The 13,977-nt window shown below is 68.7% G+C and carries 14 protein-coding genes and 1 pseudogene; 10 read left to right on the top strand and 5 right to left on the bottom strand.

Going from position 1 to position 13,977, the window contains the following annotated elements:
• Window positions 1-7: 7 nt before the first annotated feature.
• The 3 genes from EV646_RS26735 to EV646_RS26725 are packed head-to-tail and all read left to right on the top strand — an operon-like array spanning window position 8 to window position 2,702.
• The gene (locus tag EV646_RS26735; protein WP_132153304.1) at window positions 8-802 is read left to right on the top strand and encodes a lysophospholipid acyltransferase family protein; all 795 of its coding nucleotides are present in this window, start codon (window positions 8-10) and stop codon (window positions 800-802) included.
• Window positions 799-1,803, top strand: a complete 1,005-nt coding sequence (locus tag EV646_RS26730) for an NAD(P)H-dependent glycerol-3-phosphate dehydrogenase (RefSeq protein ID WP_132153302.1) — start codon at window positions 799-801, stop codon at window positions 1,801-1,803. The genes EV646_RS26735 and EV646_RS26730 overlap by 4 nt, the downstream gene beginning before the upstream one ends.
• Window positions 1,800-2,702 carry an aminoglycoside phosphotransferase family protein gene (locus EV646_RS26725; RefSeq protein ID WP_199237217.1) on the top strand — a complete coding sequence of 301 codons (903 nt, stop codon included), beginning with the start codon at window positions 1,800-1,802 and terminating at the stop codon, window positions 2,700-2,702. The genes EV646_RS26730 and EV646_RS26725 overlap by 4 nt, the downstream gene beginning before the upstream one ends.
• Here EV646_RS26725 and EV646_RS26720 read toward each other — a convergent pair.
• The gene (locus tag EV646_RS26720) at window positions 2,678-3,793 is read right to left on the bottom strand and encodes an ROK family protein (RefSeq protein ID WP_132153298.1); all 1,116 of its coding nucleotides are present in this window, start codon (window positions 3,791-3,793) and stop codon (window positions 2,678-2,680) included. The two genes, EV646_RS26725 and EV646_RS26720, sit on opposite strands and share 25 nt — an antisense overlap.
• A gap of 70 nt (window positions 3,794-3,863) precedes the next feature.
• On the opposite strand from EV646_RS26720, the gene EV646_RS26715 reads away from it, so the two are divergent.
• Both EV646_RS26715 and EV646_RS26710 read left to right on the top strand, forming a co-directional pair.
• A complete protein-coding gene (locus tag EV646_RS26715; RefSeq protein WP_241996347.1) occupies window positions 3,864-4,958 on the top strand; it encodes a Gfo/Idh/MocA family protein in 1,095 nt (364 codons plus the stop codon).
• Between the two features lie 11 nt (window positions 4,959-4,969).
• Window positions 4,970-5,977 carry a sugar phosphate isomerase/epimerase family protein gene (locus EV646_RS26710; RefSeq protein WP_132153294.1) on the top strand — a complete coding sequence of 336 codons (1,008 nt, stop codon included), beginning with the start codon at window positions 4,970-4,972 and terminating at the stop codon, window positions 5,975-5,977.
• Window positions 5,978-5,986: 9 nt separating this feature from the next.
• Here the strand turns inward: EV646_RS26710 and EV646_RS26705 are convergent, their stop codons facing one another.
• Window positions 5,987-6,580: a dihydrofolate reductase family protein gene (locus tag EV646_RS26705; protein ID WP_132153292.1), complete on the bottom strand. Its 594-nt coding sequence runs from the start codon at window positions 6,578-6,580 to the stop codon at window positions 5,987-5,989.
• Window positions 6,581-6,672: 92 nt separating this feature from the next.
• On the opposite strand from EV646_RS26705, the gene EV646_RS26700 reads away from it, so the two are divergent.
• Entirely contained in the window at window positions 6,673-7,131 is a 459-nt protein-coding gene (locus EV646_RS26700; RefSeq protein WP_132153290.1) for a winged helix-turn-helix transcriptional regulator, read from the top strand.
• Here EV646_RS26700 and EV646_RS26695 read toward each other — a convergent pair.
• Window positions 7,128-8,282 carry an MFS transporter gene (locus tag EV646_RS26695; protein WP_241996346.1) on the bottom strand — a complete coding sequence of 385 codons (1,155 nt, stop codon included), beginning with the start codon at window positions 8,280-8,282 and terminating at the stop codon, window positions 7,128-7,130. The genes EV646_RS26700 and EV646_RS26695 overlap by 4 nt on opposite strands.
• A 52-nt stretch (window positions 8,283-8,334) precedes the next feature.
• Here EV646_RS26695 and EV646_RS26690 point away from each other — a divergent pair, with 52 nt between their 5' ends.
• The gene (locus tag EV646_RS26690) at window positions 8,335-9,096 is read left to right on the top strand and encodes a DeoR/GlpR family DNA-binding transcription regulator (RefSeq protein ID WP_132153286.1); all 762 of its coding nucleotides are present in this window, start codon (window positions 8,335-8,337) and stop codon (window positions 9,094-9,096) included.
• A complete protein-coding gene (locus EV646_RS26685; RefSeq protein ID WP_132153284.1) occupies window positions 9,093-10,262 on the top strand; it encodes an MFS transporter in 1,170 nt (389 codons plus the stop codon). The genes EV646_RS26690 and EV646_RS26685 overlap by 4 nt, the downstream gene beginning before the upstream one ends.
• Here EV646_RS26685 and EV646_RS26680 read toward each other — a convergent pair.
• Window positions 10,243-11,358, bottom strand: a complete 1,116-nt coding sequence (locus EV646_RS26680) for a trans-sulfuration enzyme family protein (protein ID WP_199237216.1) — start codon at window positions 11,356-11,358, stop codon at window positions 10,243-10,245. The genes EV646_RS26685 and EV646_RS26680 overlap by 20 nt on opposite strands.
• Window positions 11,359-11,551: 193 nt before the next feature.
• Between EV646_RS26680 and EV646_RS26675 the strand changes: the two genes are divergently transcribed.
• Complete coding sequence (locus EV646_RS26675; protein ID WP_132153280.1) at window positions 11,552-12,682, top strand: D-alanine--D-alanine ligase family protein; 1,131 nt, start codon at window positions 11,552-11,554, stop codon at window positions 12,680-12,682.
• Between the two features lie 534 nt (window positions 12,683-13,216).
• Here the strand turns inward: EV646_RS26675 and EV646_RS40265 are convergent.
• The gene (locus EV646_RS40265; RefSeq protein ID WP_241996344.1) at window positions 13,217-13,522 is read right to left on the bottom strand and encodes a hypothetical protein; all 306 of its coding nucleotides are present in this window, start codon (window positions 13,520-13,522) and stop codon (window positions 13,217-13,219) included.
• On the opposite strand from EV646_RS40265, the pseudogene EV646_RS41030 reads away from it, so the two are divergent.
• Window positions 13,413-13,916, top strand: a pseudogene (locus EV646_RS41030) (ice-binding family protein); the annotation flags it as partial. The gene EV646_RS40265 and the pseudogene EV646_RS41030 sit on opposite strands and share 110 nt — an antisense overlap.
• Window positions 13,917-13,977: the final 61 nt, after the last annotated feature.

The raw sequence follows: 13,977 nt of genomic DNA, 5'->3' as shown, positions 1-13,977 counted from the left end.
TTCTCCCATGACGGACGCGCACGACCAGCACCAGGAGGCACCAGTGGACGCACGGGACCCTCGGCCGCGCCGGGGCTTCTGGTTCGGGCTCGTGGTCGCCATCGTCAAGCCGTTCCTGCTCGTCTTCACCAAGCCGCGGTTCACCGGCCGCGAGAACATGCCGCGCTCCGGCGGCGTGGTCTTCGCGCCCAATCACATCTCCCACTTCGACCCGGTGGTGCTCGGCTTCTTCATCTGGGAGTGCCGCCGGATCCCGCGGTTCCTCGGCAAGGCGTCGGTCTTCAAGGTGCCGGTGGTCGGGCGGATCATCTCCAGCGCCGGGCAGATCCCGGTCTACCGGGATTCGATCCACGCCGCGGACGCCTTCCGTGACGCGGTTGCCGCGGTCGAGCGCGGCGAGTGTGTCGGCGTCTACCCCGAGGGCACGATTACGCGTGACCCGGAACTGTGGCCGATGACCGGTAAGACCGGCGCGGCCCGGATCGCGCTGATGACCGGCTGCCCCGTGATCCCGCTGGCCAACTGGGGTGCGCACGAGATCTTCCAGTCCTACACCGGCAAGCTGCGGATCCGGCTGCTGCCGCGCAAGACGATCCAGGTGCGGGCCGGCAAGCCGGTCGATCTGAGCGCCTTCCGGGGCAAGCCGATCACGAACCAGCTGTTGCACGAGGCAACCGAGGTGATCATGATGGCGGTCGCCGAGACACTGGGCGAGCTGCGCGGGGAGACCCCGCCCAAGGAGCTCTATGACCTCCGGAAAGCCCGGGCTGCTGAGAAGGACGACGGTGAGGAGAAGGCATGACGAAAGTCGCGGTGTTCGGGGCGGGCTCCTGGGGTACGGCGTTCGCCACGGTGCTGGCCAACGCGGGAAACCAGGTGTCGATCTGGGGCCGGCGTGAATCGCTGTGCGAGGCGATCAACACCCGGCACGAGAACCCCGACTACCTGCCCGGGCTGCGCCTCCCGGACGCGATCACCGCGACCCACGATCCGGCCGTCGCAGCCGATGGCGCGGAAGCCGTCGTACTCGCGGTTCCGTCGCAATCACTGCGCGACAATTTGAAGGACTGGGCCGAGGTGCTGCCGAATGCCGTACCGCTGGTGAGCCTGATGAAGGGCGTCGAGGTCGGTACGACGAAGCGGATGAGCGAGGTGATCGCCGAGCTGACCGGTGCCGGTCCGGAGCGGATCGCGGTGGTGTCGGGTCCGAACCTTGCGCGCGAGATCGCCGAAGGACAGCCGGCCGCGTCGGTGGTCGCGTGTGCCGACGAGGGGACCGCGACCCGGCTGCAGAAGCTGTGTCACTCACCGACCTTCCGCCCGTACACAAACAACGACGTCGTCGGCTGCGAGCTCGGTGGCGCCACCAAGAACGTGATCGCGCTCGCGGTGGGGATGGCCGTCGGTCTCGGCTTCGGCGACAACGCCCGCGCGTCGGTGATCACCCGCGGTCTGGTGGAAACCGCTCGCCTCGGTACGGCGCTCGGTGCTGACGAGCACACGTTCTCCGGCCTGGCAGGACTGGGTGACTTGGTGGCGACCTGCTCGTCGCCGCTGTCCCGCAACCGTACGTTCGGCGAGAAACTCGGCCAGGGCATGACCGTCGCCGAGATCGCCGGTGCCACCCGCCAGGTCGCCGAGGGCGTGAAGTCCTGCGCGTCCATCACCCAACTCGCCCACCATCACGACGTCGAAATGCCCATCGTCGAACACGTCACCAAGGTCGTCTCCGGCGAAATGACCCCCAAAGACATGCTCTTCAGCCTCGTCTCCCGCTCCGCCAAGTCAGAACGCTGGGGATGATCCCCGAAGCTTTCACCCGGTCCACGATCGAACGCGAAGGTGAGGCAGGCGCGACCTGGCTCGCCGAGCTCCCCGGGATCGTGGCTGAGCTGATGGAGCGTTGGGGATGCAAGCCTGATGGGCCGGTGGTGCATGGCCGGGTCGGCGTGGTCGTGCCTGTTCAGGATGCTGTCATCAAGGTGTCGTTTCCCCATCCAGGCAACGTGCACGAGCCCGACGCCTTCACAGCCTGGGACGGGCAGGGCGCGGTGCGGTTGTACGAGCGTGACGACGAGCGGTTCGCCATGCTGCTCGAGCGAGTGCATCCTTCGACGCTTGCCGAGCTCGGCGCCGGCGACGAGATCGCTGCCGTGGCGGGAAGCCTCAGTCGTCGGCTGTCGATTCCGGCGCCTCCCGAACTACCCCGCCTGGCGGATCAGGCCGACAGCTGGGAAGACGAGCTGCGCCGAGGTGCCGCGGATTTCCCGGACGCGTTGCCTGCTGCGGTGGTCGAGGCCGCGCTGGCGGTGGTTGACGAGCTGGGCCGGTCTCAACCGGATCTCCTTCTGCACGGCGATTTCCATCCGCGCAACATCCTCCGGGCCGAGCGCGAACCGTGGCTAGCGGTCGATCCCAAGGGGTACGTGGGCGATCCGGCGTACGACGGCGGTACGTTGCTCAAGCCTCGCGCGTTGGCGCTGATCGACTCCGCGGACCTGACGAAGGCTCTGCAACGCGAGCTGGACGTGTTTGCCGAGGCTGCGGAGCTTGATCGCGAACGCGTCCGGCGGTGGGCGCATCTCCAGCTTGTGCAGGCGGCCTTCCACGGCAGGCGCTACGGGTTCGGCCGCGCTCGCAGCGGTCCGCTCCTGGATCGCATCATCGCGCTGGCGGATCAGCTCGCGGTCAGCTGGTGCTGAAGGACCAGCGCCGCGGCGCCGCGGAGAGCCGCGTCTCGACCGGTGCGTGAGGTCACGACGCGAAGATCGGTCGTGGCCAGGGGCAACGATCGGGCATAGATCGCTTCCCGGATGCCGGCCAGCAGGCTGTCGCCGGCCTGCGACAGTGAGCCGCCGACCACGATCACCGACGGGTTGAGCAGGCTCACGCAGGCCGCGAGTACGGTGCCGATCTCGCGACCCGCCTGTCGAACGGCCGCCGTCGCAGCGGCGTTGCCCGCGCGTACGAGCTCGACGATGTCCTGACTGGTCGAGGTGTTGAGCTGCGCGGCGATGGCAGCGGCCGACGCCACGGCTTCGAGACAGCCGGTGTTGCCGCAGCGGCAGAGTTCGGTGTGACCCGGCGCCTGGATGTGGCCGATGTCCCCGGCCGCGCCTTGCGCGCCGCGATGCAGCCGCCCGCCGCTGATCACGCCCGCGCCGATGCCGGTCGCGACCTTCACGAACAGCAGGTGCTCGACCTCCGGGTACGCCGTCGCGTGCTCGCCGAGCGCCATGATGTTCACGTCGTTGTCGACCAGGACCGGTCCGGCGAATTCACCTGCCAGCCGCGCGACGACGTCGTACGAGTCCCATCCCGGCATGATCGGCGGATGGTTCGGCCGGCCGGTGCTGTGCTCGACCGGGCCCGGCAGTCCGACTCCGGTGCCGGCCAAGTCGTCGGCCGATCGCTGGGCCTTCTTGAGCAGTGCGTGCCCCGCGCGTACGACCGCGCTGAGCACCGCCTCGGGCCCTTTCGCGATGTTGAGTGCCGTTGTGGACCGATCGAGGATCTCGCCCGTCAGATCGGTCAGCGCGACCGACAGATGCGTCGCACCCACGTCCGCGGCCAGAATCAGCCGCGCCTCCGGGTTGAACCGGAACCGCGCCGGCGGCCGCCCACCGGTCGACGCCGCTTCTCCGGACGGTACGACGAGACCCGCCGCGACCAGCTCCTCGATCCGGCCCGTGACCGTCGACCGGGCCAGCCCGCTGAGATCGATCAGCTCGGCCCGGGTCCGCGGCTGCCCGTCCAGCAGCAGCCGCAGTACTGGACCACTGAGATCGCTCATGGACTTCCGTCTCCGAGTCGCCGGACTTTTGCTTGACAGGATTCAAAAGTCTCACATAGCGTCCTTCGACGTGTCCACCAGTGCGCGCAAGCTCCGGGTCGGGATCGTCGGCGGCGGCTTCATGGGTCGTGTCCACGGCAGGTCCGCGCTGGTCGCGGGCGCACAGGTGGCCGGCGCGGTCGGGTCATCGCCGGGCCGCGCAGAGGCCGCGGCGGAGGCCACCGGCGCCGAGCGCGGCTTCGAGAGCCTCGACGAATTGCTTGCCGCCGACATCGACGTCGTTCACGTCTGTACGCCGAACAACACCCACCTCGCGGTGACGTTGAAGGCGCTGGAAGCCGGCAAGCACGTCGTGTGCGAGAAGCCGCTGGCGACGTCGGTGCAGGACGCGGCCGGGCTGCTCGCCGCTGCGGGCGAGGCCGAGTTGGTCGGCACCGTGCCGTTCGTCTATCGCTACCACCCGATGGTCCGCGAGCTGCGCACCCGCATCGCCGCGGGCGAAGCCGGCGTGATCACCAGCCTGCACGGGTCGTACCTGCAGGACTGGCTGGCCGGCGAGGACGACCAGAACTGGCGGGTTGACGACGAAGCCGGCGGTCCGTCGCGGACGTTCGCCGACATCGGCTCCCACTGGTGCGACCTGACCGAGTTCGTCACCGGCGACCGGATCAACGCGATCAGTGCGCAGCTGCGGACCATCCGAGGTAGCCGTGGTGGCGCCGACGTACGCACGGAAGACCTGGCCACCGCGCAGTTCCGCACGGAAGCCGGCGTGGTCGGCACGATCGTGGTCAGCCAGGTCGCGGCCGGCCGCAAGAACCGCCTCTACCTGGAGGTCTCCGGCACCGAGTCGAGCTTCGGCTTCGACCAGGAGGACCCGGACCGCCTGTGGGTCGGCCGTCGTACCGCATCACAATTGCTCACCCGCGACCCCGAAACGCTGAGCCCGCCCGCTGCGCGAGTCAACCGGCTGCCGGCCGGCCACGCGCAGGGCTACCAGGACGCGTTCGACAGCTTTGTCGCCGACAGCTATGCCGCCGTACTGGGGGACCGCCCGGACGGCCTGCCCGACTTCGCCGCCGGCGCGCGCTCGGCTCGCCTGGTTGACGCCGTACTCCGGTCCGCCGCCGCGGACAGCGCCTGGATCACCGTCGAGAACTCTTAGGAGCCAGTCAGATGCCACGTCCGATCACGTTGTTCACGGGCCAGTGGGCCGACCTTCCGTTCGAGGAGGTCTGCCAGTTCGCCTCCGAATCGGGGTACGACGGTGTCGAGATCGCCTGCTCGGGTGATCACTTCGACGTCCAGCAGGCGATCGAGGACGACTCGTACGTCCAGGGCCGGCACGACATCCTGGCGAAGTACAACCTGAAGGTCTGGGCGATCTCCAACCACCTGGTCGGCCAGGCGGTCTGCGACGACCCGATCGACTTCCGGCACCAGGCGATCGTGCCGTCCCGGATCTGGGGCGACGGCGATCCCGAAGGCGTCCGGCAGCGGGCCGCCGAGGACCTGAAGAACACCGCGCGGGCCGCGGCCAAGCTCGGCGTGAAGACGGTGATCGGGTTCACCGGTTCGTCGATCTGGCAGTACGTCGCGATGTTCCCGCCGGTGCCTGCTGCCCGGATCGACGCCGGCTACCAGGACTTCGCGGACCGGTGGAACCCGATCCTGGATGTGTTCGACGAGGTCGGCGTACGGTTCGCGCACGAGGTGCACCCGTCCGAGATCGCCTACGACTACTGGACCACCAAGCTCGCGTTGGAGGCGGTCGGCAACCGGGAGGCGTTCGGCCTGAACTGGGACCCTAGCCACATGGTCTGGCAGGACATCGACCCGGTCGCGTTCCTGTGGGACTTCAAGGACCGGATCTACCACGTCGACTGCAAGGACACCCGGATGCGGACCGGCGGCGGCCGCAACGGCCGGCTCGGCTCGCACCTGCCCTGGGGCGACCCGCGGCGCGGCTGGGACTTCTACTCGACCGGCCACGGCGACGTGCAGTGGGAGGACTGCTTCCGCGTCCTCAACTCCATCGGGTACGACGGCCCGATCTCGGTCGAGTGGGAAGACGCCGGGATGGAGCGCAAGGTGGGCGCTGCCGAGGCCGTCAACGTCATCCGCGCAATGGCCTTCGACAAGCCCGCAGCCGCCTTCGACGCGGCCTTCGCCACCGACAAGTAGGGCAGGGGATCATCGCTGGACCTCGTAGTGGAGGTGGGTAACGCCCGCGGCCGGCACGGCCTCGATCAGGCGCAGTTGGATGTGCTCAGGCAGTTCCTGGAAGTACGGACGGCCGCGGCCGAGCAGGATCGGGACTTGGTGGAGCACCAACTCGTCGACGAGGCCCGCTTTGAGAGCCTCGGTCACGACACCGCCGCCCATCAGCGCGACGTCCTTGTCGCCGGCTTGCGCCTTGGCTGCCGCGACCGCGTCCTCGATCCCGGTGGTGACGATCGTCTGGCGGTCACTCGCCTCCGGCACCGGCCGGTGCGTGAGGACGACGAGCGATGCGGTCGGGTGCGGGCTGCCGCCGCCGAATCCTTCGGAATCGTCATAGGTGTTGCGACCCGCGAGGGAAGCGCCGACGCGACTGGCGAGGGTGTCGAACAGTTGGGCGCTCGGCTCGCTGAGCTTGAAGCCGTCCATCACCTGGCTGGGTACGTCGCCGGCGAAGTACCAGTCGAACAGCATCCCGCCGTCGCCGAGCCCGTGCCCAGGACCGGGGTTGTGGCCGGTGATGTAGCCGTCGACCGAGACCGACAGTGCGCTCAAGACCTTGCTCATCGCCGTACTCCTTCAGCTGAGTTCCGTGAAGAGACTCCACGACCGTAGCAGATGGAGTTCTGTAAGGGAACCCTGCCTGTTACGCTGAGGTCATGCAGCGCACCAATTTCGGCGAGATGGTCTGCTCGATCGCGCGTACGCTCGACGTGATCGGGGAGCCGTGGTCGCCCCTGATCCTGCGCGACGTGTGGGTCGGGATGCGCCGGTTCGACGAACTCCAGGCCGATCTCAAGATCTCGCGCAAGGTGCTGACCGAGCGGCTCGGCCACCTCGTCGACCACGGCGTGCTCGAGCGCCGGCCGTACGACAACCGGCCGCGGTACGAGTACCACCTGACGGAGAAGGGCGCCGAACTCGTCGACCTGCTCATGGTCATGAAGGGCTGGGGCGACAAGTGGCTCGCGGGCGCGGCCGGCCCGCCGGTGCTTTACCGCCACCACGCCTGCGGCGAAATCGCCGACGTCGACCTTCACTGCACCCACTGCGACAAGCCCATGCACGCAGCCGACGTCGACATCCTCCCCGGCCCAGGCGCTAGAGCCGGGTACTAGGCTGCCCGAGTTCTGCTCCTGGTTCGCAGTACTGGAGCGAACAACGCCAGTCCGAAGGCGAGCGCGGTCACGACCAGGAACGAGATGGTCAGGTTGGTCGTCTGGGCGATGCCGCCGATGATCGAAGGCGCCACCAGGCCGGACGCGTAGGTGACGGTGGCGACGCCGGCGATGGCGTGGCTCGGGTTGGGGCCGGTGTGACCAGCCGCTGCGAACGCCAGCGGTACGACGACCGCGATGCCGATGCCGATCAGCCCGAACCCGGCCATGGCGACGACCGGGCTCGGAGCGACCACCACCAGCGCGCCACCGGCCGTCGCGATCACCCCGCTCCACCGAACCGTGCGTACGGCGCCGAACCGGTCGACCACAGCATCGCCGGTGATCCGGGCGATCGCCATCGTCAGCGTGAAGCCCGTAGTCGCACCCGCCGCCACGCCCGCCGAACTGTCGAGGATGTCGCGCAGGTAGACGGCCGACCAGTCCAGGCTCGCACCCTCCGCGAACACCGCGCAGAACCCGACCGCTCCGATCAGCAGCGCCGACCGCGGCGGCAACGCGAACCGCGCCGGCGGCTCCTCGTCCTCATGCGGATGCAGATTCAGCACGAACTGGCACACGACCACACCGACGACCGTCAGTACGGCGGCCGCCAGCGCATGGTGGACCTGCGCACTCAGCCCGGTGTGGGCCGCGACTGTGCCCACCGCTGACCCGATCAGCGCACCGACACTCCACATGCCGTGCAGGCCGGACATGATCGACCTGTCCAGCCGGTGCTCGACCTCCACGCCTAGTGCGTTCATCGCGACGTCCGCCATCCCCGCCGTGCCGCCGTACACGAACAATGCGCCGCACAGCGTGAGCAGGTTGGGGGAGAGGGACGGCAGCACCAGTGCGAGCGTCCAGAGCGCGAGCAGGCCGCGGAGGGCGGTCCTGCTACCGAAGCTGTGGGTGACTCGGGCAGCCAGCGGCATCATCAGCGCCGCGCCCAGCGCCGGGAAGGCGAGCGCCAATCCCAGCTGACCGGCCGACACCCCGGTGTGCTCCTGGATCCACGGCACCCGGGTGGCGAACGAACCCGTCACCGCCCCATGCACGCAGAACACCGCGGCGACAGCGTACCGGGACCGGCGGACCAGATCAGCCACAGGCAAACATTCCCTTTGTTCGATCGCACATCAGAATGGTAGATTTCTGTGCGTGAGGAGCGCAGAACGGCACCAAGTGATCGTAGAACGACTACGCAGGGCGGACCGAGTGTCGGTCCAGGAACTGGTCGAGGCAACGGAAGCGTCGGACATGACGGTCCGCCGCGACCTCGACTTCCTGGCCGCCCAGGGCGTGTTGAAGCGCATCCACGGCGGAGCGGTCTCGGCGATGCCCACCGGTGTCGAGCCGCCGTACTCGCTGCGCGCCCAGGCGGCCGTCGCCGCGAAGCAGGCCATCGCCGCGGCTGCAGTCGAGCACCTCCACGATGGCGAGACGATCGTCCTCGACAGCGGTACGACGGCTCTCGAAGTCGCCAAGCTCCTGCATGACCGCGCCCTCACCGTCATGCCTCTGTCGCTGCGCATTGCCCAAGAGTTGGCCGACGCGCCGCGGATCCGGCTGCTGATGCCCGGGGGAGAGGCGCGCAGGGGAGAGCTGTCGCTGGTCGGCCCGCTGACCGTCGCTTCCCTGCGGGCGCTGCGCTTCGATCTGGCCGTGCTGAGCCCGTGCGCCTTCAGTCTGGACGCTGGGCTGACCGCGTTCGACCTGGGCGACGCCGAGGTCAAGCTGGAGGCGCTCGCCGTCTCCACTCGTTCGATGGTGCTTGCCGACGGCGCCAAATGGGACCGGGCCGCCCTGGCCTATGTCTGCCCAGCGGACCGTCCTGACCTGATCATCACCGACTCGACCGCACCGGAGGACCAGCGCACCATGCTCGCCCAACGCGGGGTGCTCGTCGAGGTGGCCTCTTGACCGCCACCTCGGAACTGCAGCAGACCGCACCGCCACGAGCCGCCCGCATCGCCACGTGGACCTACTTCGGCCTGAACGGGTTCGCCGTCGGCATGTGGGTCGTGCACATCCCCAACATCGAGCACGCCACCCGCATCACCCACAGCACCCTCGGGCTCCTCCTGCTGGTCCTCGGCGGCGCCGCCTTCATCGGCATGCAGGTCGCCGGCCCACTGGCCGACCGCCTCGGCCAGCGCCGCCTCGTGCCGGCCGCCGGCGTCGTACTCGGCCTCGCCCTCGCCGGGCCCGGCCTCGCTCACAACTGGTGGACGCTCGGCCTCGCTTTGATGGTCGTTGGCTTCGGCAACGGTTCGCTCGATGTCGGGATGAACGCGCAGGCCGTCGTGGTCGAACGCGGCTACCCACGCCCGATCATGGCCGCGTTCCACGCGATGTGGTCCATCGGCGGGGCGTTCGCCGCACTGATCGGCGCCGCCACCCTGCGCGCCGGCGTACCGACCGAGGTCACCCTCAGCCTGTGCGGCGCGCTCGTCGTCGTGGTCTCCCTGGCCGCGAGCCGCTTCCTGATCGAGTCCTCGGCGCACGAAGCGGAAGAGCACGAGGATCGTGCCAAGCCGCCGGCCAAACTGGTGTGGGCCCTCGGCGGTCTCGCGTTCGGCCTGATGCTGGCCGAGGGCGTTGCCAATGACTGGGCCGCCCTGCAGTTCCGCGACATCCTCGGCACCTCGGTCAGTACGGCGGCCTACGCGTACGGCGCCTTCGCCGTCGCGATGACCGTCGGACGCTTCCTCACCGACCGCGTGGCGGCGATCGTCGGACCGGCCGCGATCGTCCGGTGGGGCGCGGCGATGGCGGCGGTCGGGCTCACCATCGTGATCGTCGTACCGTGGGTGCCGGTCGCGCTCTTCGGCTGGGCGTTGTTCGGCCTCGGCCTGGCCGGCGGCGTACCGCAGTTGTTCACCGCCGCCGGCAACCTCGACCCGCGAGCCGCGGGCGCATTGATGGCCCGCGTAGTCGGGCTCGGGTACGTCGGACTCCTCGCCGGCCCGGCATTGATCGGCGGCCTGGCGCACTGGATGCCGCTGAACATCGCGTTCATCCTGCCGGTGGTGCTGTGTGTGCTGACGTTCTTCGGTGGGCCTGTGCTCAAAGCCCGGCGGTCTTGAACGCCTGCTCCAGGTCGGCCCACAGATCGTCCGGGTGCTCGATCCCGACGGCTAGGCGGATCAGGTCGGCCGGGATCGTGGGTACCTCGGCCGCCCATCGGCGACGGCGTTCCAGCATCGACTCGACGCCGCCGAGGCTGGTCGCGTGCACCCAGAGCGCCGTACTTTCACACACTCGCTGAGCACCCTCGGCGTCACCGCCGAGCTCGAACGACAGGATCGCCCCGAACCCGGACATCTGCGCGACCGCCCTCGCGTGACCGGGGTCCGTCGGAAGGCCCGGGTACCGAACCCGGCTGACGCGCGGGTGTTCGAGTAGCCGGTCGGCGAGGAAGGCCGCGTTGGATTGCGCCCGCTCCAGCCGCAGCGCGAGCGTTCGCAGACCTCTCAAAGCCAGCCACGCTTCCATCGGTCCGGGCACCGCGCCGAGGCTCCGGCGCCGCAGTTCGACGGCCGACCACAGTTCGTCGTCGGCGGTGACGACCGCGCCCAGGACGACATCCGAGTGGCCCGCGATGAACTTCGTTGCCGAGTGCATCACGATGTCCGCGCCCAGCCGGAGCGGCTGCTGCAGCAGCGGCGTCGCGAACGTGTTGTCGACGGCAACTGTTGCGCCGGCCGCACGCCCGGCCGCGGAGATCGCGGGCAGATCGGCGACCTCCATCGCCGGGTTCGTCGGCGACTCGATCCAAAGCATGTCGCCCCCTTGGATGGCGGCGCTGACGGCATCGGTGTCGGCGATGTCCACCTTCACCACCTCCAGCCGTCCAGTCGCCGTCTGCTGGTCGAGAAGCGCGAGTACGCCGGAATACGCATGCTGCGGCGCGACCACCCGGCCTCCGACGGGCACGAGATCGACGATGGCGGCGACGGCGGCCATGCCGGACGCGAACGTCAGCCCACGACCACCTTCGAGCTGCCCGAGCGTCTCCTCCAGCGCCACCCAGGCGTCGTTGCCGAACCTGCCGTAACCCCGGTCCCCACCTGCGACATAGGTCGAGCTGAACACAGGCGACTCACCGACCGGTGCGTTCGGCACCCGCTCAGGCCGTCCGGCGTGTACCACGATGGTCGAGGGATCGAGCTCAGGCGTCATAGCTGAATTCTCCCGGACGCGGATTCGAACACAGCCATCCGGGGCAGCGTCAAACTACTAGATCGATCACCTGGGAGTGACAACGTGATCACGCTGTGGTCACGTGCCACGGTGCCGCTACTGACTGCGATCTGAAGAGCTCTTAACCCGACCCCGATCGGATCCTGATCCCGTGACCGCTACAGTCGAGCCGGTGAGTGAGTACTCGAGGGAACAACGCAAGCCCCGTGTCGCCGTGGTCTTCGGCGGCCGGTCGAGCGAGCACGCCATCTCCTGCGTGACCGCGGCCAACGTGCTGCAGGCGATCGACCGGGACAAGTACGACGTGGTCCCGATCGGCATCAGCACCAGTGGTCACTGGGTGCTGGAGAGCGGCGACCCGGAGCGGCTGTCGATCACCGACGGCAAGCTGCCGGAGGTCGACGTAACCGCCCTGCCGGTGCTGTTCGGCGCGAACCGCGAGCTCGTCGTCAGCGAGCCGGACCGGGTCCCGAGCACGCTCGGCGAGGTCGACGTGGTCTTCCCGCTGCTGCACGGCCCGTGGGGCGAGGACGGCACGATCCAGGGCCTGCTCGAGATGTCCGACATCCGCTATGTCGGCGCGGGCGTCCTCGCCAGCGCGGTCGGCATGGACAAGCACTACATGAAGGTCGTCTTCCAGGCCGCCGGCCTCGAGGTCACCCCGTACGTCGTCATCCGCGACCGCGACTGGATCCGCGACCCCCAGGCGTCCCGGGAGGCGGTCGACGCCCTCGGCTACCCGGTCTTCGTGAAGCCGTGCCGCGGTGGATCCAGCCTGGGCATCAGCAAGGTGAACAACCTCGACGAGCTCGACGACGCCGTCGCCGAGGCGCGCGCGCACGACCCGAAGGTGATCGTCGAGGCGTCGGCTAAGCACCCGCGCGAGATCGAGGTCGGCGTACTCGGCGGCCTGAACGGCGGTCAGCCGGAGGTCAGCGTCTGCGGCGAGGTCGCGGTCTCTGGTGGCGGGCACGACTTCTACGACTTCGAGACCAAATACCTGCCGGAGGGCGAGGAGTACACCGCGCTGTCGGTCCCGGCCGACCTGCCGGACGACGTCGCAGCCGATATCCGCGCGAAGGCGCTGACCGCCTTCGATGCCATCGAGGCCGAGGGCCTGGCCCGCGTCGACTTCTTCCTGGACGACGACGGCCGCGTCATCATCAACGAGATCAACACGATGCCCGGCTTCACCCCGACCAGCATGTTCCCCCGGCTCTGGGCCGCCTCCGGCCTGGACTACCCCGCGCTGGTAGACCGCCTGCTCACTCTGGCGATGACCCGCCCAACCGGCCTCCGCTAGGTCACCGCGAGCGCTGCCCAGACGGGCAGACTTCAGCGTCGCCGGAGTTGCCGCCGGCCACAACCCCCACCCGCGGCGTGCTGTGGCCGACGGCATCAACTTCACCTCATTCGCAGCAAACGCACCCGGACTCATCGAGCAGTCGGACTCGGCCTGCCCACAATCCCGGACAGGTCTCCGCACAACGGCACATCCGGTGCGTAGCTGAGCGCAAACGCGCTAGTTGAATGAAGCAACCACTTCGGATAGTTGCCCAATGCATCCAGTGAGTGGTTGACAGTGCGTCACCCTTGACCTAACGTCTGGCTTTAGTAACGAATTGTGATCGGCGCTGGACGGCCTTGCAAGGCCGCGGCCGATCGAACGGGGTGCCATCAAGATGGCAGGACCATGAATCGTCCTGTTGCTCGTGGCGGTCTCCCGATGTCCTGTTACCGGGCCTGGACCCGCCCGGATCGCTCGATGTCGTTCCTGCGACCGCGGATCCTCCTTTACGACGCATTGCCCGGATAACAAGCCGTGCCGATCACCGGATCAGGCGGCTATCGATGGACTGAGGGTGAAACCGATCATGAAGTTGTCCACATACGTGCCACCTGGCGGCCGGTTGCGGCTGAGCGCGCTGGCGGTCGCGGCGGCGCTCGTCGTGTCCGCGGGCGGTCTGTTGGCCACCGGCGGCAATGCCCAGGCGGCGGCCGTGCCGGTGCCTCTGGGCACCGCAGAGAGCTTCGTGGTTCTCGCCGGGGCGGGAATCACCAACACCGGACCCACCGTGCTGACCGGGGACATCGGCAGCTTCCCGAACCCGTCGATCACCGGCACCGGAACGATGACGATCACCGGAACCAACCATGCTGGGGACAACGTGACCAAGGAGGCCAAGAAGGATCTGGTCACGGCCTACAACGTCGCCGCCGGGGAGTCGCCGCCGACGCCGATCACTGACGACCTGGGTGGCAAGACGCTGACCCAGGGCGTCTACAACTCGGCCTCCTCGATCGGGCTGACCGGAGCACTGACCCTCAACGCCGAGGGCGACGCGGGGGCCGTCTTCGTGTTCCAGGCCGGGTCCACCCTCACCACCGCGACCAGCAGCAGCGTGGTGCTGACCAACGGCGCCCAGGCTTGCAACGTGTTCTGGCAGGTGGGCAGCTCGGCGACCATCGGTACCGCCACCCAGTTCCGCGGGACCATCCTGGCGTTGACGTCCATCACCATGGACACCGGCGCCACGGCCGTCGGCCGGATGCTGGCTCGCAACGGCTCCGTGACGCTGGACACCAACACAATCACCA

The sequence above is a fragment of the Kribbella antiqua genome, assembly GCF_004345665.1.
Taxonomy (GTDB): domain Bacteria; phylum Actinomycetota; class Actinomycetes; order Propionibacteriales; family Kribbellaceae; genus Kribbella; species Kribbella antiqua.
Note: the sequence above shows the minus strand (reverse complement) of the source record. Positions and strands in the feature narration are given on the sequence as shown.